Here is a 22,565-nt window from a genome sequence, read left to right as displayed (position 1 = left end):
ACTACTAACCTGAGGGAACAAGAAGGACTTAAGTCCTCACTACTAACCTGAGGGAACAAGAAGGACTTAAGTCCTCACTACTAACCTGAGGGAACAAGAAGGACTTAAGTCCTCACTACTAACCTGAGGGAACAAGAAGGACTTAAGTCCTCACTACTAACCTGAGGGAACAAGAAGGACTTAAGTCCTTACTACTAACCTGAGGGAACAAGAAGGACTGAAGTCCTCACTACTAACCTGTTTGATTGTGGCGCTTCCCAGAGTAGAAAAGTCCCGTTTTGTAAATTTCTGTGCGCCAGTCACCGCCACAAATCCTTCCCCCACCAGACATCAGCCTCTCCTTACTCCGCGGGCGCCCTACCGGAGCGATTTTTTTTGCTCAGTGTTAATTTCTGTATTTTCGCGTACAACCCTGTATTTTAGTCAAATATTTTGTACGCGTTTTAACTAAGAATTGTCAAAGCTCTCAGTGGGATTCCGGATGCGGTAACGCTCTTAACGATAAATAAGAAGAGTGTTTGAGCTCTGGGAGAGCGTTTTTCAATGTACGATCTTACCCGATTTACCCCGCAAGACATGGCCAAATGCAGCTTAGTCCTGCGCCAGTTCGGTAGAAATACCCCGAGTATGGAAGCCAGCAGCCAGAATATTGTCAAGTATATTTACCAACATTTTTGCGATGCAAAAACCCGAGAAAATACCTGTGCCTTAGTGCGTTTGTTCAAAACTCATCCCTACGGGGAATTAGAAGATTCATTGCAAGAATCCGCGCGCCGCTTGATGAGAGGCAATTCTCCAACAGCAGACATGAAATGCTGGACTCTGCTAGCAGCAGCAGGCTCAGAACCGCACTGGAATTCTCGGCACACAGCAGTAGAAAATACAGCTATTCCATTAGTTAGTGCGGAATTAGTAGCTCAAATTCCGGCTATTTCTGAAATAATCCGTCAGTTTGGCTTAGACATTCATACAGTCCTCGGAACCCAGCCAGAAATCTTCGTGAATTTAGAACCGGGCGCCTTAAATATTTTTTACGAATCCGATGCCAAAGGCAGCCTGTTTATTCCAGAACAAGATACCTTAATTATCCCACACAAAATCAAGTCTGTCTTGGGATTTGGGGGACTGCTAGAGTCAGGAAGTTTGTTTGCTGTACTGATGTTTCTGAAAGTTAAAATTCGCCCAAATACCGCTGAACTGTTTAGACATTTAGCCCTGAGTGTCAAAACAGCCCTGTCCCTAGCCGACGAAAGAATTGTATTTAATCCCCCAGAAACTTCGGAAAATATTGTAGTTAACAATCACAATATTTATGAAACGCAACTTTTGGAATATCAAGTTGCCACTTTGATAGAATTACTAGACTTGTCAGAACAGGAGATAGTCAGACAAGCAGCTAGTTTTCAACGAACTATTGAGAAATTGCGGCGAGAAATTGCCCTGCGAAAAAATAAGGATCAAGCTTTGCAAACAAGTCAAGATAAATTTACAGGCATCCTGAATATTGCCGAAAATTCGATTGTTCGTGTCGAAGAAAATCAAGGAATACAGCAGTTAAATCAAGGTGAAGAACAGATTTAACCCAACTTCTGCAAGACTTACGCACGGCTCGACAAAGAAACCGGGTTTTTCCCTAAATCTGCGAATCACAACAAAGTATTCAAGGGAAAAACCCGGTTTCTGGCCCCAGCGCGTAAGTCCTATTCTGTTAAAATTGGTTTGTAGTGAGGACTTCAGTCCTTAAAAAATTCTGAGGACTTTAGTCATCACTACAAACATTATTAGTTATGCTATATTATTGAGGGTTGCGGGTGCGAGATGCTAAGATTAAGCCGTACCATTTATCTATTGGTATTTGCTTTTTGACCTCAAATCCTAAATTTTCAATAACTTGTCGGGTTTCGGCGTGAGTGTGACCAGACCACAAGTGATATTCTAAAGACAGGTTTTGCACGAGTTGCCAAGAATCTCGGTCTTCAAATAACAGCCATTCTGCACCTTCGCAGTCTACTTTGGCTAAATCGACGCTGCCGCCAATGCGATCGATCGCCCTTTTCAACGATACCATCGGTACGTCGCCGTTTGCGCTGACAGTCGATCGCGTTTTTCCCGACACTTCCCGAATATCGAGAACTACTCTACCATCTTCGGCTCCTACAGCTTCCATAAAATAGGTAAAATCGGCGATTTTTGATTGATGTTTGAGGTAATTTTCCAAGTTGGGATTAGCTTCGTAGGCGTGAATCACCGCCTGGGGAAACCTGTTTCGCGCCACAATCGGAAATAACCCGACATTCGCTCCAACATCAATAATTGTCCTCAGCGATGGAGATAACTGCTCGACTCCGTAGCAGTCATCTAAAAGCACTTCTATAAATTCTCCATCCATACCTTTCTCGGAAGGCACATTTACTTGATGGCGCTTTTCTTGCACAAGCAAATTATCGGGAAGTTGAAAGCTAGCAACTCTGTTGAATTCTATTCCTAACTTTTTGGCTCTAATTCGGCGCTGCATCAGTTGCTGAAATTTAGGGAAAAACATAGGAAAAATTTAAATCTTTTCAGTTTAATAATAACAATATTTCGGACAGTTTTATTTCCGACGAATGGGGGAATAAACCGGGTTTCTCTGAGTTTTCGGTTTGGTAACGAGAGATATCCGAAGAAACCCGGTTTCTGATATTAGCGTATAAAGGTATCAGAAACCCAGTTTCTTTGGTTGCGAAAGTGTGTCAAATTTCAAATATCCCTCTTTCTATCTTTCTCCCTCCTCTGCGTTCTCTGCGCTCTCTGCGGTAAAAAAAAATAAAAATCTGATTCACTTCAGAAAATAGGAGTGCTAGACAGAATAAATCTGCTTTAAGATATGTCAAAATACGCTCCAAAACGCCAGAAGCAAAAATGTTAGAGTTCGATCGCCTATTTCAAACAATCGAAGAATTAGTCATGCTGCATTCACCCAGCGGTGCGGAGTCGGAAATTAACCAGCGGTTGATGGAAAAGTTCGCCGCCTTGGGAATCAATGCTTGGATCGATCGCGCCGACAATGCGATCGCCCTAATTAAAGGCCGCAATCCCTCCAAGTCGATCGCCATTACCGCCCACAAAGACGAAATTGGTGCCCTAGTTAAAACAATAGGCGATCGCGGGCGCGTCGAAGTCCGCAGGTTGGGCGGCGCGTTTCCTTGGGTTTACGGCGAAGGCGTCGTCGATTTGTTGGGCGACAAGCAAACAATTAGCGGCATTCTCAGCTTCGGGAGTCGCCACGTTTCCCACGAATCCCCCCAAAAAGCGCAGCAGGAAGATGTTTCTGTGAAATGGGAAAATGCTTGGATCGAAACCAAGTGTACCGCCGAGGAATTAGCCGAGGCCGGAATTCGAGCGGGCACGCGGATGGTGGTGGGAAAACACCGCAAGCGCCCACTGCGGTTGAAGGATTGGATCGCCAGCTACACCCTCGACAATAAGGCTTCAGTGGCGATTTTGCTGGCTCTGGCGGAATATTTGACAGAGCCTGCGGTGAATGTTTATCTGGTGGCGTCGGCGAAGGAAGAAGTCGGGGCGATCGGAGCTTTGTATTTTACGCAGCGCCAGCCGTTGGAGGCGCTGATTGCTTTGGAAATTTGCCCTCTGGCTGCGGAATACCCGATCGACGACGGCGAAAACCCGGTGTTGCTGGTTCAAGACAGCTACGGAGTCTACGATGAAGGATTGAACGCCCAATTGCGCGCAGCAGCAGCCTCCGCCGACAAAAAGGTGCAGTTGGCGGTGATTAGCGGTTTTGGGAGCGACGCTTCGATCGCCATGAAGTTCGGCCACGTCGCCCGCGCCGCTTGCTTGGCTTTCCCCACCCAGAACACCCACGGGTTTGAAATTGCTCATCTCGGGGCGATCGGCAACTGCGCCGCTATCCTCAAAGCCTACTGCGAGGAGCTTTCGGACGACTAGAAAAAAAACTTTCGCAAAGTAGTTGACAGATTGGGAAAGATTAGTTAAGGTAATAAAGGTGCGGAACACAAGCAAACGCAACGCCAAACGCGCCCCCATCGTCTAGAGGCCTAGGACACATCCCTTTCACGGATGCGACGGGGATTCGAATTCCCCTGGGGGTATTTAAAATCTAACTCTGATATCAAAATGATATCTAGCAACTGGTAAAGCCCACAAGCCCAACCAAAACGCTAGGTATCATTTTTGTTTTGTCTTGGCTTCTACCCCGCTCTTGGTTAATTGTGCAAATCCTTTTCGATCAAATCGATTAATTCAAGAATATTCATTAAACAGCTAGGTTCAACATTTGACTCTTCCCCAATATGAACGTGATGGGGAAAATTGGGTAAGTTGGGGAAATGCTCGACATTATCCCACCGCTTTCGTAAAGTTTGCTGAGTCTCATCCATCCACTGATATCGATAACTTTCCGTGATGCAGCGATTATCGACAACGTTAACAGTTGACAGTTGACAGAAGAGCCCGCCCGCGAAGTCGAGGGGTTGACTTCGGAGTGCGAAGTTTTTAGGCAGGGGATTTAAGCCCCTGCCTAAAAACAATCCACCTAAAGGTGGGGGCTTGAATCCCCTGTGATGACGGTAAAAAATTCTACAACTTCTAAAAAATCGCCATTCTTCAGGGTTAACCGAGCGCGAAAATATCCGCTTTCGAGCAAGGCTCGTTCTTTAACAATTGCCACAGAGTTGATAGCCAAGCTAGCCAGCAACTTGGCTTTAATTTCTGCGATATAATAGGCTGATATCATGCTTGGGGATTAGAGAGAAGAATCTGCAAGCGTTCTCGAACAGAAGACCACATTTGATAAAAAGAACTCCACTCGACAAAATCAATATCATCTCCTAATTCTCCCGCCCTAAATTTTGGGTAAAATTCAGCGGATGACATTAGATACTGGGTTTCGTATTGCTTTAAATCTGTTTCTATTTCTGCGGTTTGTTGTTGAGCAATGGTAATTTCGTGGGCGATGATTTTTTTGAGGGCTTGTTCTATAACTTCGCTGACTTCGCCTCGGTGATAGAGTCTTTCTAGGATTTTGAGCTGTTCCAGAATTTGATTTTGGGTTGCCATTGCTGAAGGGTGGATAATTTGGCTTGAATTGAGTTTAACTTACTTTTATTTGAATGTGGTAATGGCGATCGCCCAGAGAATCCGAATATTTTGCTCTGATTCGCGGGACTCTCGCATTGCGCTCAGAAACAGGGCTTACGCATTCTTACCAAAGAAACCGGGTTTTTAGCTAATTTGTGGGCTGTAACGAAGGCTTTTCGTAAAAAAACCCGGTTTCTGACCATCCGTGCGTAATTCCTGAGAAAATTATTTCGATGTCAGTAATAAGTGGTGCGTCAGAATTGGATTTTTGGTGACGATCGAGAATTACTAAACTGACGCACCCTACTACTCTAGATTCGCAATTTCCCAGTATATTTATTTCTCAGCCATTTTATCGAGCTTTTCCCTCACCAATAAATCTAACAAGAAACGGAGCATAAATAAGCCGCCACATCCTGCAATAGCAAAAGCTACGATCGCCCCCGTTTGATATCCGCCCACCAGCAGCACTGCGCCCGACAGCACCCCAAACCCAGCTACACAGGCAAAAATCAGAGTTTTTAGGGCTAGATTGATGCGTTTCAGGGCGCGATCGCTCTCAATATTGCGTACCCTAATTTGCAGTTCCCCATCTTCAATCCGATCTTCCAAACGCTTGAGGAAAACTTGCGATTTGCTCGGCCCTCGCAACTTGTAGGTGATGAAATTTCGCGCTTGCACAGCCAATTCTGAAATCGCACTTCCCCGCCCCTTACTCACCGCAATACTCTTGACAAAAGGCTGAGCGCATGATAAGAAATTGTAGTTAGGATCGAGAGTTCTGGCAATGCCGTCGAGAGTTGTCAGCGACTTGACAATAAACATCATTTCTGCTGGCAGGCGAAACGGTTGTTGCTCGAACATGATATACAGTTCGTTCTTGATTTCGTTAAAGGCTTGAAAGTCGATCGGCTTATCAATAAACTTATCCAACAGAAAAGCAATCAGCCTCCGCACCGGCATCATATCCGGCATCGGCTCAACTAAGCCCACCGCGATCAAAGTATGGAGTACCGCGTCGGTATCCTTTCTCAGCACAGCAAAAAAAGTCTTGACCATTTCGTCTTTAGCCAAAGACTTTACCTCTGCCATCATCCCAAAGTCGTAAAAAATTAAGCTGCCATCTTCTGTTACCGCCAAGTTTCCAGGATGCGGGTCAGCTTGAAAAAAACCGTCAATTAACAACTGCTTCAAGTAACAGCAAATTCCGAGTTGGTTGAGCTTCGTAATATCTACTCCTATCGCCTCTAGACTAATCTTATCGTCTACCTTAATCCCCGGAACGTATTCTAAAGTTAGCACTTTTTGAGTCGTGTACTGCCAGTAGACTTTCGGGACAATAATCTGAGGAAATTCTTGAAAATTATGGCTGAAGCGATCGGAATTTTTACCTTCTTGCACGTAGTCAATTTCTTGATATAAAATCTTAAAAAACTCGTGATAAATAGATTCTAGCCCGTACTTGCGCGTTCCGGGCAAATGCCGATCGCAAAAACGCATCACTTGCCGCACGGCCTTCACATCTAAATCGAATAATCTTTCTAAACCAGGACGCTGCACCTTGACAATCACATCTTCTCCGGTGTGCAGCCTCGCTTTGTGCACCTGTCCCAGACTTGCAGCAGCGATCGGCAACGAATCAAAATCGCGGTACAAAGCATAAATATCTTTGCCTAACTCTGATTCTACAAGAGCGATCGCCTCTTCGGAACTAAATTCAGGAACCCGATCCTGCAACTGTTCCAACTCCTTGACGTACTCCAGCGGCAGCAAATCGGCACGAGTTGACAGAGACTGCCCGATTTTAATAAAAGTCGGGCCTAAATCCAGCAAAGTATTGACCAACCAATGGGCGCGAATTCTTCTGGTATGAGCAGAAGTATTTTGCAGCAGTCCATCCCACCACAAAAAAAACATAAACTTTCCCGCAGCAGCAAAAACGTCTATTTGTCGTGCCAGTGGCGAATATTTAGAACGTTGCCAACGCAGGAGTTTCGGTGCAGCTTTTGTTAGCATAATATTCACGATCGAGTTCTATGGAGCGCGACAATTTTTAGGGCATATTCGTGCAGAAATCGGCTTGTATGAAAATACTTCGCTGTCAGCCTGGGAAAGAGTTAAAAAAATCGGTTTGTTCGGTCAATACTATGTCATGCCATCTCCCGTTATACAATCATAACTAAGTTTGAGAGTTCGGAATGCGAGTCCCGATTGATTCAGCAATAGATGACTCAAATCTGAAGGCTAAAACATTAGCAAACACACCTACTAATTTGGGGTAAATAACCCCACATTTTATAAGTTTTTTGGAGCATCAGCTATGGGGAGCCGACAATTTTAACTGGCAACCAAGGCAACAATTCAAAAAGCAGGATTTGTTGATAGTGTTTGCTATTTCCCAATCTCCCGATCGAGGCAATTCTGGCCTGTTGGCTGCCAATTCCCAGTTGCTTTTCAATATAGCTATTCTCCTAGATGGCCGATATCCGCTAGAGATTGTGGCAGAGTCAGAGTAAAAGATGTGCGCCACAATTCATCAGATTCAGAACTTTGTGCCGGACAGCTAGACACATCAATAGTACCATTCAAGTGCTGTACTAAACACTTTACCAGAGCCAGACCCAAACCCGTACCGGCGATCGCTTGGTCTGTGATCCCAGTTCCGCGCCGGAACTTGTCAAAGATGTGGGGCAAATCAGCAGCAGCAATGCCGGGCCCAAAATTAGAAACGCTCAGGACAATACGCCCGATCGCTTCAGACACGTCGAAAACTACGGCCGTTCCTGAAGCTGAGTATTTGCCAGCATTCGTTAGCAGTTCCAGCAGCACCCGCTTGAGACTGTCCGGGTCGGTTTCCAAGCTCGGGGTAAACTTCGGCACATCCACCTTCAGAGTCAATCCGCGATCCGCCCACTTTTTCTCAAAATCTCCAGCTAAATCTTCAATTAAAGGCTTGAGATCGATTTTGGTGACAGAGATCGGGACTTGCTGGGGTTCAAACTGCTTGAGGGCTAGCAAATCATTAACTAGAGCGGTTTCCTTAGAACACTGCTGTTCTAGAATGTCGAGATATTTAATCCGACTTGCTGAGGGCTGTTCAGCTTGTTTGAGCATCAGAATCGCCAGCTTCATGATGGTTAAAGGGGTTCGCAACTCGTGACTCAGAGTGCTGAGAAACTCGTCTTTAATCACCTTCAATTTGTGCACTTGCTCTAGTTGATTGGCAGATTGTTCGTAGAGTTTCTGCTGCACTTCGAGACTTTGCTGCAACTGATCGGTTCTTTCTGAGACTAGGGTTTTTGCTTCCTTAAGCATCTGGGTTTGAGTAATCGCCCAGCTCGATCGAGCTGCGACTAATTCCACAACTTCCAATTCTTCAGGGCTCCAATCCCGGATCTCCGAGTGCTGCAACATCAAAAATCCCAACACGCTGTCGTCTCCGTTGGCGCCCGTGAGGGGAACCAGCAACAGGGCGCGAATGCCTTGGAGTTTCAAGATTTCTGCGGCGCCCTCTGGTTCGTTGGCGATTAATTCCCTGGCGTCAGCTAGGGCGAGGGATTCGGGGGCGCTGTGGAATGCTCGGCGGCACAAATTAGATTCCGCCAGCCAAAAAGCCGAAGAGTTATTTGATTTTGAGTTAGGGATTTTGGATGGGGAATTGGCAGTTTTCTCCTTGGTTTTTGTTTTTGCACTTGTGATGTGTTTTCCGGCATCGCTGGGTGCTATTGTGTCTGTATTTGTAGCTTTTTTCAGAGGAAATTCGCCAACTAATTCGACTTTTGCTTTGGGGGTTTGATTGCCAGAGCGAGTTTTCAATAGAGGGTCTGTATGTTTCAACAGCAGGATTTGTCCTCTATCGATTTGCAGGGTATCGACGGTATGTTCAATAACTTGCTGCAAAATTCGATCGACTTCTGAACTGGTATCGATCGCCTCCGTGACTGAACCGAGGAGATTTTTGTATTTAGCTTGTCGCTGTAACTGTTGGTTTAAACTGGCAATTTCTTGATTTTTTTTAATTTGAAAAATCGCGATGCCGATCGCCTCGGATACTGATTCTAGACTCTCTCTGTCAGCGGCAGACCACTCGTAATGTTGCGATTTACCAACAACCACCACGCCGTTGAGGGCCCCTGCAAATCGTGCAGGCCCTGCCAAAATTGCCCGACCCAGCAGTGATGTCACAGGGGAATTGGACAATGAATCTCCCAGATAGTCGCCAGAGTCGGATATCGCCACTATCTCGCCGTCTGCTAGCACTTTTGCCAAGACGGGATCTTCTAGCGATATGCTAGGCGATTTGAGGTTTGGGGTTTGGGAGCGTTCCGGTATTTGAGCTGCACCGTCGTCGGCTGCTTCGACAGCAGCATTGGGGCGATCGCTCTTATTTTGCCAACAAGCATTTGGATTTACTATTTTATGGTCAACCACAGCACCAACAAAACAGAAATCTGCCCCCCAAGCCGCCCCCAAAGTATTGGCTATTTGCAGCAGGATTTCTCGATCGAAGCTGGTCGCGAGAATTTGGTAAATTTGCCGCCCCATCAGGGCAGGATCGACCTGGTACTGCATAAGACGATCCAGAAATTTTTGGACTGATACTGGTTCTGCGGTTGGCGGTAGATGCAAAGTGCAAGACTCTGACGGCGAGCGCTCGCTCGGACTAAAATCTTGATTTCCCTGGTAATCGATCATGGCAACGAAGCCTTTATTTTAAGATGTTTGAGCAGGCTCGCGCTGCACGCATACAACCTATCCACAACACCCGATTGGACTGTTATGAGCCTGCTTTGTGTGTTTCCGCAGCCCGTCGGCCGATCGCTAAATCTGTGAAACATATACCCCGATGAGACCGAATTCTATTTTGCTGTTTTCTAGCCTTCGATCTGTACCGGATGAACTTTAGCATCCCTTAGGCGATCGGGATAAATCGCATTCCCACTAATGTTGACCGTTATTAGTATGAAGCTTTTCTTGAGACCGCTTGGTGATACCCCTCTCTTGAGTCTGTGATGTTTCCTATTTAAGTTTGTGATCCTGGCTTTTTTTTATTGTGATACAAATCAGACGATTTAGTGACCTATATCACAAAAGTTTAAAATTCCCAAATTATCAGTCATGAGGATCGCACAGAGCTTGTGAGTTTTTGCTCAAAAACTTACAAACTCTCAGCTCCAAAAGAGGCTGGCTCAGTTCTGTTGTTAAATTTATCCGACTTGCTTGCTTACTTACTTATTTTGTGCTTCTTGTTGGGCTTGATCGCTATTTTGGCGGTAAAGTGCAGTACGGTTGACAGCGGTGGTATAGCGGGGATGATTGGGAGGCACGGCGGCCATCAAATCCGAAGCTTGCTGCCACTTAGCAGCTACGATCAACCAATCCTCGCGAGATTGAGCGGTTTTGCCGTCAGTGGCTGCTTGCTGGGCCGATCGCACTGCTTTGGCAAAAGAGTCAACAGAATTAGCAGTCTCCTTAGAAACTTTCACAGCAGTTACAACTGCCGGACTCGGAGCGACAGTTCCCACAGCTTGCGTGCTGGCTGGCGTGCTGTTTGCCACTTGAGAGTTGAGTCCCTTGTAGGTGGCGACCCCGGCAGCCAGCAACAGCAGGCTCAAGCTGACGCCCCCGACGATACCGCGCTGAAATTGTCGCGGTTCTTGCAGCAGAGAGCGACGGGGTGCAGCGATTCTCGGCAGAGCCAGCTTGCTGGATCGAGCTTGGCGATCGTGATGGGCGGCGGCGAAACGCTTGAACAAATTCGCCTTTCTCAGTTTAATTTCTTGAGACCACAGCAGTTGATTTTCCGGATCGCGGCTAATTTCTTCGAGCCACAGCAGTTGGTGTTCTCGGACAAGCCGGCTGTTGATGTTGACTCGGCGAATATTGCGGGGATCGAGGCCCTCCAAAATTTCTCGGACTCGATCGACCAAGCTAGACTGTTCGAGCAGTTGCGGCGTTGCAGCTTCGCACAGCAGTTGCAGCACCCCTTCTGCAAATACGGCTCGGGCTCTGACACCTACTTGTGCTAGTTCGTCGTTAAGGATTTGAATAATCGAGGCCACCGAACCCTCGCGAGCTTGTCGGGCAATGTCATCTATTGGATTCGCCATAAAACTATCTTGACACTTAGAATCTGGTAAATTTTTAACCCAAAGTCTCGGATTTAATTTTTACTTATACAGGTTATCACTGACACTGCCAGGTTAAAATAAACGGGTGCAAATCTTGCATCGCGATCCCACTTAAAATTATCATCACAGCATCGAGCTCTCGCCAACCGGAAATAAACTATGGGTAAAGTAATTAGCGGTAAAATTTTTGTTGTAGACGACAACATCGATACAGATCAAATTATCCCAGCCGAATACCTGACCCTGGTTCCCTCGAAGCCGGACGAGTATGAGAAACTAGGCAGTTACGCGATGATTGGGTTGCCCGATCGCTACGGCAAGTTTATGGAGCCCGGGGAAATAAAAACCCAATATCCGATTATCATTGCTGGCGAAAATTTTGGCTGCGGTTCTTCGCGGGAGCACGCCCCAATCGCTCTCGGGGCCGCCGGAGTCACAGCGGTGGTGGCTTTGTCTTACGCGCGGATTTTCTTTCGCAATTGCTCGGCTACTGGCGAATTGTACCCGATCGAATCAGTCGATCGGCTTTGCGACTTATTTGTAACAGGCCAAGAAGTCACCATCGATTTTGAGAGCGATCGAATTATCAACCACACTCAAAACCTAACCTACTCGCTCAAGCCTTTAGGAGATGTCGGGCCAGTGATTGATGCCGGAGGGCTGTTTGCTTATGCACGAGCAACGGGAATGATTGCCGCTCGCTCTTAACTCTTAAAACCCCTGCCAAGTAGGGTACGCGATCCGCACCTGACGTTAGTTTTGAGATTTGGGGCCGAGTAGAAGCTGGCCCCAAAACAAATTAAAAATCAGCGACAGCCGATCGGCACAATCAAAGAGAATCAATAAAACTCAATAAAATGCGCTGGTGAGGAATGCCCAAAGGCCGCACATCTCCCGACTTTTGAGAATAGCATTTACCAACCCGAATATCCTGGGCTGTCAACAACTGCATATCCCAACCCTCGTGCAACACTAAATCCTGGACATCCGCACTAAGCGGTGAGTGAAACACGTGGCGAACAATATCTCCTTCAACATCGCAACAAAACAAAGAAACAGTCGCAGGAGCCCAGCCAATTTCCTCGGATAGTTCCCGCCGCACAGCCGTTTCCGGAGTTTCTCCAGGTTCCAAATGTCCGCCAAACAAAGCCCAATGTCCGGGATACCTGATATTAGGAATATCATCTCGCAACTGGCAGAGAAACTTGCCGTCTCGGTACAAAATGGCGATCGCAACGTGAATTTTAGTCATCAACAAGTAAGGTTTGTAGTGCGGACTTCAGTCCGCTATCCGAAGAGCGGACTGAAGTCCGCACTACAAACCCAGGAGTTTCTCCCAGTTCCAAATGTCCGCCAAACAAAGCCCAATGTCCGGGATACCTGATATTAGGAATATCATCCCGCAACTGGCAGAGAAACTTGCCGTCTCGGTACAAAATGGCGATCGCAACGTGAATTTTACTCATCAACAATTAAGGTTTGTAGTGCGGACTTCAGTCCGCTCTTCGGATAGCGGACTGAAGTCCGCACTACAAACCCAGGAGTTTCTCCCGGTTCCAAATGTCCGCCAAACAAAGCCCAATGTCCGGGATACCTGATATTAGGAATATCATCCCGCAACTGGCAGAGAAACTTGCCGTCTCGGTACAAAATGGCGATCGCAACGTGAATTTTAGTCATCAACAAGTAAGGTTTGTAGTGCGGACTTCAGTCCGCTATCCGAAGAGCGGACTGAAGTCCGCACTACAAACCCAGGAGTTTCTCCCAGTTCCAAATGTCCGCCAAACAAAGCCCAATGTCCGGGATACCTGATATTAGGAATATCATCCCGCAACTGGCAGAGAAACTTGCCGTCTCGGTACAAAATGGCGATCGCAACGTGAATTTTACTCATCAACAAGTAAGGTTTGTAGTGCGGACTTCAGTCCGCTCTTCGGATAGCGGACTGAAGTCCGCACTACAAACCCATCACAGGATATAGACATACTGAATTATGGGAAAAAATTAGCATCTTCCTATGTTTATTTACGTGCCGCAGGAGTGCGGTTTAACTGTTCCATTTCCTCAACATAAACTTCACCTAAATCACGATTTGCCAATTCCTTCACAGTAATACTCTTGTAGCGAACTTCTCCCTTCAGCAAAACTTCATCGCCAAGTTGGGGTAAAGCTTGCTTAGTTAAAATCCACATTTTACCAGTACCGTCTTGAAGTTGATAAGCCGCATTCCCCACAAAAGGAGCGCGATTTTCCACTTTTCCCCGGAGATAAACTTCACCATCGACTTGGCGCTTTTGTTGAATGTCGCCAATGCTAGCAACATTAAAACCAAGATTGAGTTGAGACAGAGGTAAATTGCCACAACTGAGCAAACCGCTGGTAAGTATTAGCAATAAAGAGCCTGTGGAGAATCTGGGAACCCAAACTTGCTTAATTGCAGTAGTCATTGGTCAACTGATGTGAGATTTGAGATACGACCTACTTTAACAGAATCCCCAGAATCGATCGCAAGTCAGCAATTTTTCTAGTGTAGTCCTTGACAGCGATTAAGCTAAAATCTAAAATCGTCAGCCCCTAACCCAGAGTCTACAATGGATGTCAAAACTGCTCAAATACTAGATGGTAAAGCTTTAGCGACCAAAATTCAAAGCGAGTTGAGCGATCGAGTCCGCGCCCTCCACAGCCTGATGGGGCGTCCTCCGGGACTGGCGGTGCTGATGGTGGGCGACAACCCAGCCAGCGCGGCTTACGTGCGAAACAAAGAGCGAGCCTGCGCTAAAGTCGGTATAGCTTCCTTTGGCCAGCATTACCCAGCCAACGCCACTCAAGCCGAATTGGAACTTGCAATTGAGGCACTCAACGAGGACGATCGAGTAGACGGCATTTTAGTGCAATTACCGCTACCAAAACACTTAGATGCAATTTCGCTACTTTACCAAATCGCCCCCGACAAAGACGCTGACGGACTTCACCCTGTAAATTTAGGCCGCTTGGTGCGCTCTGAGAAAGGTTTGCGGAGTTGTACTCCCGCCGGAGTCATGCGCTTATTGCAGGAATATCAGATTGAGTTAAAAGGAAAAAATGCCGTAGTTTTGGGACGCAGTATTTTAGTCGGTAAACCGATGGCGCTGATGCTGTTAGAAGCAGATTGTACAGTAACAGTAGCTCATTCGCGATCGCAAAATCTAGAATCAATCACCAGCCAAGCCGATATTTTAATCGCCGCCGTCGGGCGCACAGAAATGATTGCAGCTAATATGGTCAAACCCGGAGCAACAGTCATCGATGTCGGTATCAACCGCGTCGTCAATCCAGACGGTACCAGCCGTTTAGCCGGAGATGTAGATTTTGATGCGGTGAAAACAGTAGCCGGATTTATCACCCCAGTACCGGGAGGAATCGGGCCGATGACTGTCGCGATGCTGTTGGCAAATACGGTTGCGAGTTATTGCAAGAAGCAACAGGGTTAAAGACAACAACCCATCTACGGCATTCCACAAACTTAACAGAGAAAAGCAACAAAAGCTCGGGGAAAAAATCAATAAATAAGAGATATTTTCCCCCATTTTAATTGAAAATCTTACTGCTAGCCTGAATTTAGATCGTGTCCGGTCAATTCCTCCGCAGCGCTGAGTCCGCATCCATTAGGTTAGTAGTGAGGACTTTAGTCCGCATCCATTAGGTTAGTAGTGAGAACTTTAGTCCGCATCCATTAGGTTAGTAGTGAGGACTTTAGTCCGCATCCATTAGGTTAGTAGTGAGAACTTTAGTCCGCATCCATTAGGTTAGTAGTGAGGACTTTAGTCCGCATCCATTAGGTTAGTAGTGAGAACTTTAGTCCGCATCCATTAGGTTAGTAGTGAGGACTTTAGTCCGCATCCATTAGGTTAGTAGTGAGAACTTTAGTCCGCATCCATTAGGTTAGTAGTGAGGACTTTAGTCCGCATCCATTAGGTTAGTAGTGAGGACTTTAGTCCGCATCCATAAAAAACTCAGATTCCTAACAATCCAACCAATCTTAGTACGATCGCGCGATCGCACAGGCTCCTAGAGAGATTCAAAGGAAGCAGTAAAGCCATCTAAAGTCAAGCATTCTTCCATAAAATCCTCTACATCATTGACATCTTCAAGTTGATATTCCATGATACGTTGACCGTCGCCTTTCATCTTTTTGGAAGAAAGAGGCGTAGCGGGATATTTGTCAGCTATCGCTTTGAAAGCTTTGGAATGGAGATCCCAGCTTGCGGCCGAACATTTAATCATTAAAACCCACACTATCTAATTCCTCCTACGGTTTGATTGACTAATAGTCCAGTATGAAGCTTAGCTCGACAGTGCCGATAAATCCAGGGATTCAGTTGTTTGGAAAAAACCTAAAAGCCGAGCCACTATGCGAGCTACACCACCCTTAACATTCGACTCCACATTCAAAGCCATCACCGGATCGTGCAGAGACAAGCGTAACAGAAACCAGCCGGATTCGCTAGCAGATGTGCAGGAAATTCGCACACCTTCGTAGTTATTGGGAACGATTTCCCAGTCGGCTGCGGTTGAGACAAATTCTTGCAGTTGTTCAATCACGCTATTTCCGTGGGCTTTGAAATCATCCACATTAATTTTAATCCGAAATTCCGAACTTTCTTCAGGCTCTTGTAAATTAGCAATTAAATCGGGCAAAGATTGATTAGCTAGCTTAGATTTAGCCAATTCAATCAATAACTTACTGACCAAATAAGCGCCATCATCCAGAAAGTAATTTTCTTTCAAAGCTCCATGTCCAGAGGTTTCAATTGCCAGCCACGATTCCTGTCCGGCTGAATTGAGGCGAATTGACTCGTCAATCACGTTTTTGTAGCCGCGTTTAAAGCGATGGTGAACTCCTTTCAAATCCTGTTCGATGAATTGCGTTAAGCCATCCGAGGTGATAGAATCGGTGACAATCGTAGAGCCTGGGTGTTCTTGTAGGACGATCGCCGAAATCAAGGCAATTAAGCGATTCCGATTGAGTTCCTTGCCAAACTGATCCACCGCCGCACTGCGATCGACATCCGTATCAAAAATAATCCCAAAATCAGCTTGATTTGCAATTACCGCTTGACAAATTGACTGCATTGCCTGTTTATCTTCGGGATTTGGCACGTGGTTGGGGAAAGTACCATCTGGTTCTAAAAACTGACTGCCGGTAGTGTCTGCACCTAAAGGTTTTAAGACTTTATCGACATAAAAACCGCCCGCACCATTGCCCGCATCCACAACAATTTTCAACCCGGTTAGCGGTTGCTCAAAATTCTCGGGATGATTGACTGATTCCCGAATCTTTTTAACAAACTGGTTGGCATAAACTGAGATAAAATCGTGCTTGGTAATGTTACCGGGCGCTGAGGCTGAATCAAAATTATTGCTTTGGGCTAGTGTTAAGATATCGGTAATATCTTTTTTTTGTAACCCACCGTGGGCGGTGAAAAACTTTAAGCCGTTGCGATTAAAAGGCAAATGGCTAGCAGTCAGCATAATCGCGCCGTCGCAATCAAAACCCGGGGTAATGGTACTCATAAACATGGCGGGAGTTGAAGCCATATCAAAGTCGTACACTTTGGCACCAACCGAGGCGATTCCATCCATGACTGCTGACATTAAAGTTGGCCCTGACAGACGGCTGTCACGCCCGATCGCAATTGTTAATTCTGCGACGGGTTTGTTGATTTTTTGCACCAGCCAACCGACAAAAGATTTACCTAAAATTGTCGCAACTTCCGGCGTTAGGTTGACTTTTTCATCCGGAACCCCTTCGAGGGCGATACCGCGAATGTCTGAGCCATTTTGGAGTTTTGTCCAGTTGAAATTTTCCATAATCTATTGATGGTAATTAGAAGGAATAGGAATAAGGAACAAGCCTCGCTTCAGCTACAAGCAGGTAACAACAACCCAACAGCCGCGCGAGCGGGGAAGCTGTCAAACCTTCTGCAAGCTGACAACTGAAAACTGTCAACTGTCAACTGTTAGCTGTTAACTGTTAACTGTTAGCTGTTAGCTGTTAACTGTTAGCTGTTAACTGTTAACTGTTAACTGAAAACTGAAAACTGAAAACTGACAACTGACAACTGACAACTGAGGGCGGGCACAGGGGCACCGCCCCTACCAACTGACAACTGATAACTGAAACAAGAAGTCTATTGAGCTCTGATTGCTTAGTCGCGTTCGACGCTGTAAATTGCTTGCAAGCGGAACTCGCCACCGGCGGGGACTTCCACAATATCTGTCGCCGCATTGGTGGTTTCTACGCAGATTAAGCGCTGGTAATCTGTATCGTCGAGGTCGGCCATGCTGGCAGAAATTTTCACCCAGGGATTCCAGACTACGGCGGATTTACTACCAGAGGATTTGATGCGAATCCGACGATTGAGGGCGGCATCGTTAATGACGAATTCCTTGGCGACATCGAGATAAATGCGATCGACTTCACCTGTAACCGCGACTGCACCCACTTGAGTTTTTTCGATACCACCATCAACTTTATCAAGATACTGGCTGTTTTCTAGACCCAAAACCTGCACGCGGTTGATATCGCCGACTAGGAAATAGGTGTGGAAAGCTTGGGTGAGGGGAAATGCTTTATCACCTAGATTGCGGGTAATTAATTCTACAGTGAGACTGGTACCGACAGTAATGACGATCGCCAGTTCAAAAGCTTGAGGCCAAATTGCTCTAGTTTCCTCAGTATCCTTGATCCCTAGAATCACTTGGGTGGCGCCCTCTGGGGTAGTGGCGGTGCTGACAACATTCCAGAGGCGATTGCGAACAAACCCGTGAGCGGGACGCCCCAGCCCTTCGGGATCTGGGCCAAACCACGGCCAACAAATGGGTACACCGCCTTTGATGGCTTTTCCTTCGGCGTAATAGGCTTTGTCGCTGACGAACATCAAGTCAGCGGTTTCGGTGGCCCGTTGGAAGGAGAGCACTTGGCCCGAATACACAGAAATCAAGGCTTTAGCTTTACCGTTGTCGATGTGAACCATCGGGAAACCGCCGTTTCCTGTAGCGAAGGTGAGCTGGCCGGGAATGCCGTAGGCTGCGTTTAATTGGTCAATACTCATGCTGTGGGCCTGGTTACTTGCTACCCAATTATCCGATATTATGGTGGCTAGATTTTTTTGTATTGTTGAGTTCGACCAAGGAGAGTGTCGGCATCGGGTTAAACTACTTCTGCCGTTTAAATCAACAACGGCGATTTTTTGACAGCAACAACCCGAAGGCGGCGATAATCAGCAGTCCAACCAGCATCCTGGTAAAGCGTCGGTTGCAAACGTTCTGCAACTGCAAGAATTGCGCGCGATCGCACTTCGTCCGACAAACCCGACAAAAAACCGCCTGCAAACATTTCAATCCAATTTACCATACCCGCGCTACCGCCTTCTAGAAGAGTCGGGCGATCGAACAAAACCGCATAACCCACCTCAAAACCCTGCTTTTCCAGCAACCCAGCATACTCGCCGATACTAGGAAAATACCAAGGATTAAGCGATTCAGGCTCCGAAAAACCAATTTCCGACAAAACACTCAAAAGCGCCCGGACGATCGCCCCCACATTCCCCTGACCGCCAAACTCAGCCACAAAACGACCTCCCGGCTTCAGCGCTTTTTCCACGCAATTAATAACAGCATCAGGCTGCTTAATCCAGTGCAAAACCGCATTAGAAAACACAGCATCTAACGGCACTTCCCCTTGAAAATTCCGCGCATCCGCTGCCGCAAAATCAAGGTGAGGATAATTTGTTTTAGCCGTCGAAATCATAGACAAAGACGAATCAATACCTTGCACAAAAGCACCGCTTTCAGCAATCTTTGCAGTTAACTGTCCCGTACCGCAGCCCAAATCAATAATTCGTTCTCCCGCCTGCGGAGCGAGCAAATTCAAAAGCGATTCACCGTACTGCCAAACAAAAGCGTGATTCTGCTCGTAAAGAGCTGTATTCCAAGAATCTTGTGACATTTTAAAATCCTCAATTTGTCGAGAGGCAGGACTAAAATTGGAAACCCGGTTCTTCCGTACTACTTCTCTTCTTTTCTCTTCTCTTCGTGTCCTTCGCGTCTTCGCGGTTCATTGAAATTAATATAACTGACGCATGGGTAGCTAGAAACCCGGTTTCTACCTATATTTCTCGTCACCCAACCTATTGCTCGTAGAAACCGGGTTTCTGAGACTGCACCCTTCATTATTAAATTATTTCCCCGCAAGCAGACCAATTCCATCCCCATCAATACGACAAACCCTAATATTCTCCAAAATCCGCGCTCCCTGCTTTTCATAAAAAGCAATTGCTCGCGCATTCTTCGCATTAACAGTCCATTCAATCCGCCCGCAATTTGTGGATTCAGCAATTTGTGCCAAATGTTTTAACAAAGCTGTACCGACTCCCATATCCCGCATAGGAGCTTGCACAAATAAATCATCAAGCCAAAGACAAGGCTGCGTCAATAAACTTGAATAAGTAGGATAAAACATAGCAAATCCTACCGCTTGTCCGGCAATTTCTGCCAATAATACCCGCGCTAGCGGAGGCTGGCTAAATAAAGTTTCCTGCAATTTGTCTGCTGTTGCTGCCAACAAAGTTTTCGCTCCATCGAACTCGCTTTTTTGCGTAATAAAAGCCAGAATTAGTTCTAAATCTGCCATCTGTGCTTCTCTAATTTTGATATCTAGATTAGCCATTGTTTGATTTTTAAGTTTGCCTATTCATTACTGTATTGAATGCCATCATCAATGTCCAATATATTTTTACTTAACGACTTATACTTTAAAAGTATTAATCATTTAAAAGCTATGGAACTGCGACATTTGCGTTACTTTATTGCAGTTGCAGAGGAACTGAATTTCACTCGCGCAGCGGCAAGACTGCACATGGCTCAACCTCCGCTTAGCCAACAAATTCAGCATTTGGAGGCCGAGTTGGGCTTTCAACTGTTTCGCCGCACGAAGCGGACGGTGCAGCTAACGGAAGCGGGACAGGTTTTTTTTGAGGAATCGCAGAAAATTTTGCAGCAAGTCGATCGCGCAATTCAACTCGGCAAACAGACAAGCCGCGGGGAACTCGGCCAACTGACTGTAGGCTTTGTGAGCTCCTCCGCGCACAATGTAGTTCCAGCTATTTTGCAGGCGTTTCGCACTCGATGTCGGGCCGTCAAACTCGAACTGCACGAACTTACCACTAACGAACAGTTGCAGCGGTTGCGGTTCGGGCAAATTGATATCGGCTTCGTGCGTCCTCCGATCGAGGAAGATGGCATAAATTCCGAAATCGTTTTCCGAGAACCTCTGATCGTGGCGCTACCAGAAACGCATCCGGCGGCTGATTCATATCAATTCCGGTTGCACTCCTTATGATATACTGAAAGAGCATCAAGAATGCAATGAGGACAATTTATGCCTAAACGCCTAAAGTTGGAACCCCATCAAACCCCCTCGGAGTTGTCTAAACTTTATCGTCAAGTGTCAGACCCAATTGAACGGACGCGCTACCAAATAATTTGGCTTTTGGCAACTGGACGAGAGACAGAAGATGTCGCGGATGTCACGGGTTACTGCCGTAACTCTATATATCGCGAAGGTTCGTCGCTACAATCAATTAGGTGCTAAGGGGTTGAAAGACCAACGTCATCAACATCCGGGCACTCCACCTTTACTCTCTGTTGTAGAACAAGCACAAATGCGGCAAACTTTACAAGCTCCTCCCGCTGATGGAGGATTATGGAACAGTCGTAAAGTTGCTGAGTGGATGGGTAATTTACTTGACCGTCCAGTCAGCGTACAAAGGGGTTGGGACTATCTACGTCCGCCCAAGTTTCGGTTACGGATACCCAGACCTGAACACGACCTAGCTGACCTTGAAGTCCAAGAAGCTTGGAAAAAAAACTGCGAACGCAAGCTAAACGAATTCAACAGCAGCATCCACTAGCAGCAGTAGAAGTGTGGGGAATGGATGAGCATCGTCTCGGACTAAAGCCGATAATTAGGCGAGTTTGGGTAGGATATGGGGAGCAGCCAATAGCCAACGTAAATTGGCGCTATCAATGGCTATGGTTATATGGTTTCGTACACCCCTCAACCGGAGAAACATACTTTTGGATTCTCCCAAAAGTTAACATCGAGCTTTTTAACTTAGTTTGAGAAGACTTTGCGAGAGAATTTGAAGTAGGTAAAGATAAACACATCATATTAACTATTGACCAAGCAGGTTGGCATACCAGTCCACAAGTTCGAGTCCCCGAAGGTCTACACTTGGAATTTATGCCCTCTCATTCTCCCGAATTACAACCAGCAGAACGTCTGTGGCCTTTAGTAAATGAACCAATTGCCAATCGGTCATTTCAAAATATTGATGAATTAGAAGAAGTATTATTTCAACGTTGCCAAGTTCTGCTGAAACAATCTTCTTTGATTAAAGGGATTACTTGTTTCCATTGGTGGCCTACAACCAAAGCTATATCATAAGGAGTGCAACCGGAATTGATATCACGGGCTTTTGTGGAATTGCGCGAACTTTCTGGCGAACCGTTTATCTTATTTCCGCGTTCCCAGGCTCCGGGACTGTACGATGCGATCGTCAGTTTTTGCCAGCAAGCAGGTTTTAGTCCGATCGCGGCTCAAGAAGCAATTCAAATGCAAACCATTGTCTGTCTAGTCGCCGCCTCGATGGGAGTGGCAATTGTCCCGGAGTCGATGCAAAATTTCCAGCGCTGCGGTGTTGTTTACAAACCGTTACAGGAACCAAGTCCGATCATCTCAATTGCTCTAATTGGGCGCGACAATCCCACGCCAGCGGTGCAGCGGTTTTTGCAGACAGCCAGGGACTTACAGTAGATATGGACGGGCTATAAGAGCCCATCCCACAAGAAATTCACTTCTTGTGGAACAGGCCGGAAAGCCTGTTCTTAAGAACCGTAAAAGTCGGCGCGATCGACCTTAATCACCGATCGATTAATCCCAACCGGAATCCTTCCTAGCGCCCGATTTCAACATCTTCAAGGATACCAAGTGCATCAGGTACTAGGACGGCTGCGGAGTAATATGCAGTAACAAGGTAAGACATAATGGCCTTTTCACTAAGCTGTTTCGCATTTAAATTGTGATAACGGCATTTCCTTTTTTTTAAGTTTTCGTCCCCATTTGATAACCAATTCTCCTTCATTTAAAAGCTTGTGCAACAAAACGTAACTCCCTAGGTAGGATGGTCAGGATGATTCCAATCAAGGAAGAATTATGGTAGTATTCATCCATGAGTCCAGAAGAAAAAGATCAAAAAATTGAGAGTTTAGAGCAATAAATTCAAGTCCTGC

Annotated in this window: 20 protein-coding genes, 1 tRNA gene and 5 pseudogenes; 8 read left to right on the top strand and 18 right to left on the bottom strand. The window is 46.3% G+C overall.

Features of this window, described 5'->3' with window-relative positions; genetic code table 11:
- Positions 1-543 precede the first annotated feature (543 nt).
- Positions 544-1,581, top strand: a complete 1,038-nt coding sequence (locus QZW47_RS20255) for a histidine kinase (protein WP_293130418.1) — start codon at positions 544-546, stop codon at positions 1,579-1,581.
- Positions 1,582-1,795: 214 nt separating this feature from the next.
- On the opposite strand, the gene QZW47_RS20250 is transcribed toward QZW47_RS20255, so the two are convergent.
- Positions 1,796-2,542, bottom strand: coding sequence for an FkbM family methyltransferase (locus QZW47_RS20250; RefSeq protein WP_293130416.1), 747 nt, complete (start codon positions 2,540-2,542; stop codon positions 1,796-1,798).
- Positions 2,543-2,901: 359 nt separating this feature from the next.
- On the opposite strand from QZW47_RS20250, the gene QZW47_RS20245 reads away from it, so the two are divergent.
- Positions 2,902-3,948 (top strand): M42 family metallopeptidase, encoded by a 1,047-nt coding sequence (locus QZW47_RS20245; protein ID WP_293130414.1) that lies wholly within the window; start codon positions 2,902-2,904, stop codon positions 3,946-3,948.
- Between the two features lie 91 nt (positions 3,949-4,039).
- Positions 4,040-4,112, top strand: a tRNA-Glu gene (locus QZW47_RS20240).
- A gap of 114 nt (positions 4,113-4,226) precedes the next feature.
- On the opposite strand, the gene QZW47_RS20235 is transcribed toward QZW47_RS20240, so the two are convergent.
- From QZW47_RS20235 to QZW47_RS20210, 6 genes are all read right to left on the bottom strand, one after another.
- Positions 4,227-4,550: a DUF6516 family protein gene (locus tag QZW47_RS20235; protein WP_293130412.1), complete on the bottom strand. Its 324-nt coding sequence runs from the start codon at positions 4,548-4,550 to the stop codon at positions 4,227-4,229.
- Positions 4,551-4,555: 5 nt separating this feature from the next.
- Complete coding sequence (locus QZW47_RS20230; RefSeq protein WP_293130410.1) at positions 4,556-4,756, bottom strand: hypothetical protein; 201 nt, start codon at positions 4,754-4,756, stop codon at positions 4,556-4,558.
- Positions 4,753-5,079, bottom strand: a complete 327-nt coding sequence (locus QZW47_RS20225; protein ID WP_293130408.1) for a hypothetical protein — start codon at positions 5,077-5,079, stop codon at positions 4,753-4,755. Before QZW47_RS20225 ends, QZW47_RS20230 begins: the two co-directional genes overlap by 4 nt.
- Positions 5,080-5,436: 357 nt before the next feature.
- Entirely contained in the window at positions 5,437-7,116 is a 1,680-nt protein-coding gene (locus QZW47_RS20220; protein ID WP_293130635.1) for an AarF/ABC1/UbiB kinase family protein, read from the bottom strand.
- Between the two features lie 447 nt (positions 7,117-7,563).
- On the bottom strand, positions 7,564-9,672 hold the full coding sequence (locus QZW47_RS20215) for an ATP-binding protein (RefSeq protein WP_293130406.1): 2,109 nt from the start codon (positions 9,670-9,672) through the stop codon (positions 7,564-7,566).
- 656 nt (positions 9,673-10,328) lie between these two features.
- Positions 10,329-11,210 (bottom strand): hypothetical protein, encoded by an 882-nt coding sequence (locus QZW47_RS20210; protein WP_293130404.1) that lies wholly within the window; start codon positions 11,208-11,210, stop codon positions 10,329-10,331.
- Between the two features lie 180 nt (positions 11,211-11,390).
- Here QZW47_RS20210 and QZW47_RS20205 point away from each other — a divergent pair, with 180 nt between their 5' ends.
- Positions 11,391-11,939 (top strand): 3-isopropylmalate dehydratase, encoded by a 549-nt coding sequence (locus QZW47_RS20205; RefSeq protein WP_293130402.1) that lies wholly within the window; start codon positions 11,391-11,393, stop codon positions 11,937-11,939.
- Positions 11,940-12,060: 121 nt separating this feature from the next.
- On the opposite strand, the gene QZW47_RS20200 is transcribed toward QZW47_RS20205, so the two are convergent.
- The 5 genes and pseudogenes from QZW47_RS20200 to QZW47_RS20180 all read right to left on the bottom strand — a co-directional run bounded on the left by QZW47_RS20200 (position 12,061) and on the right by QZW47_RS20180 (position 13,678).
- Positions 12,061-12,483, bottom strand: a complete 423-nt coding sequence (locus QZW47_RS20200; RefSeq protein ID WP_293130400.1) for an NUDIX hydrolase — start codon at positions 12,481-12,483, stop codon at positions 12,061-12,063.
- Between the two features lie 73 nt (positions 12,484-12,556).
- Positions 12,557-12,697: pseudogene (locus QZW47_RS20195) on the bottom strand (NUDIX hydrolase); the annotation flags it as partial.
- A 73-nt stretch (positions 12,698-12,770) separates the two neighbouring features.
- Positions 12,771-12,911: pseudogene (locus tag QZW47_RS20190) on the bottom strand (NUDIX domain-containing protein); the annotation flags it as partial.
- A gap of 73 nt (positions 12,912-12,984) precedes the next feature.
- A pseudogene (locus QZW47_RS20185) lies at positions 12,985-13,125 on the bottom strand (NUDIX hydrolase); the annotation flags it as partial.
- Positions 13,126-13,252: 127 nt separating this feature from the next.
- A complete protein-coding gene (locus tag QZW47_RS20180) occupies positions 13,253-13,678 on the bottom strand; it encodes a DNA-binding protein (protein ID WP_293130398.1) in 426 nt (141 codons plus the stop codon).
- A gap of 144 nt (positions 13,679-13,822) precedes the next feature.
- On the opposite strand from QZW47_RS20180, the gene folD reads away from it, so the two are divergent.
- Positions 13,823-14,701: a bifunctional methylenetetrahydrofolate dehydrogenase/methenyltetrahydrofolate cyclohydrolase FolD gene (gene folD / locus QZW47_RS20175; protein WP_293130396.1), complete on the top strand. Its 879-nt coding sequence runs from the start codon at positions 13,823-13,825 to the stop codon at positions 14,699-14,701.
- Positions 14,702-15,278: 577 nt separating this feature from the next.
- On the opposite strand, the gene QZW47_RS20170 is transcribed toward folD, so the two are convergent.
- The 5 genes from QZW47_RS20170 to QZW47_RS20150 form a co-directional block, all read right to left on the bottom strand.
- A complete protein-coding gene (locus QZW47_RS20170; protein ID WP_293130394.1) occupies positions 15,279-15,494 on the bottom strand; it encodes a hypothetical protein in 216 nt (71 codons plus the stop codon).
- A 60-nt stretch (positions 15,495-15,554) separates the two neighbouring features.
- Positions 15,555-17,081, bottom strand: a complete 1,527-nt coding sequence (locus QZW47_RS20165; protein ID WP_293130392.1) for a phosphomannomutase/phosphoglucomutase — start codon at positions 17,079-17,081, stop codon at positions 15,555-15,557.
- A 338-nt stretch (positions 17,082-17,419) separates the two neighbouring features.
- Entirely contained in the window at positions 17,420-18,325 is a 906-nt protein-coding gene (locus tag QZW47_RS20160; RefSeq protein ID WP_293130390.1) for a D-hexose-6-phosphate mutarotase, read from the bottom strand.
- A gap of 116 nt (positions 18,326-18,441) precedes the next feature.
- Complete coding sequence (locus QZW47_RS20155) at positions 18,442-19,221, bottom strand: methyltransferase domain-containing protein (protein ID WP_293130388.1); 780 nt, start codon at positions 19,219-19,221, stop codon at positions 18,442-18,444.
- Positions 19,222-19,452: 231 nt separating this feature from the next.
- Positions 19,453-19,941, bottom strand: a complete 489-nt coding sequence (locus QZW47_RS20150; protein WP_293130386.1) for a GNAT family N-acetyltransferase — start codon at positions 19,939-19,941, stop codon at positions 19,453-19,455.
- 111 nt (positions 19,942-20,052) lie between these two features.
- Here QZW47_RS20150 and QZW47_RS20145 point away from each other — a divergent pair, with 111 nt between their 5' ends.
- From QZW47_RS20145 to QZW47_RS20135, 3 genes and pseudogenes are all read left to right on the top strand, one after another.
- Positions 20,053-20,613: a LysR family transcriptional regulator gene (locus QZW47_RS20145; RefSeq protein ID WP_293130384.1), complete on the top strand. Its 561-nt coding sequence runs from the start codon at positions 20,053-20,055 to the stop codon at positions 20,611-20,613.
- Between the two features lie 39 nt (positions 20,614-20,652).
- Positions 20,653-21,720 (top strand): annotated as a pseudogene (locus QZW47_RS20140) (IS630 family transposase).
- A 3-nt stretch (positions 21,721-21,723) separates the two neighbouring features.
- Entirely contained in the window at positions 21,724-22,089 is a 366-nt protein-coding gene (locus tag QZW47_RS20135; RefSeq protein WP_293130382.1) for a LysR family substrate-binding domain-containing protein, read from the top strand.
- A 139-nt stretch (positions 22,090-22,228) separates the two neighbouring features.
- On the opposite strand, the pseudogene QZW47_RS30190 reads toward QZW47_RS20135, so the two are convergent.
- A pseudogene (locus QZW47_RS30190) lies at positions 22,229-22,336 on the bottom strand (hypothetical protein); the annotation flags it as partial.
- Between the last annotated feature and the right edge of the window lie 229 nt (positions 22,337-22,565).

The organism is Microcoleus sp. bin38.metabat.b11b12b14.051 (assembly GCF_013299165.1).
Classification (GTDB): domain Bacteria; phylum Cyanobacteriota; class Cyanobacteriia; order Cyanobacteriales; family Microcoleaceae; genus Microcoleus.
This window is presented reverse-complemented; position numbering and strand designations above follow the sequence as displayed.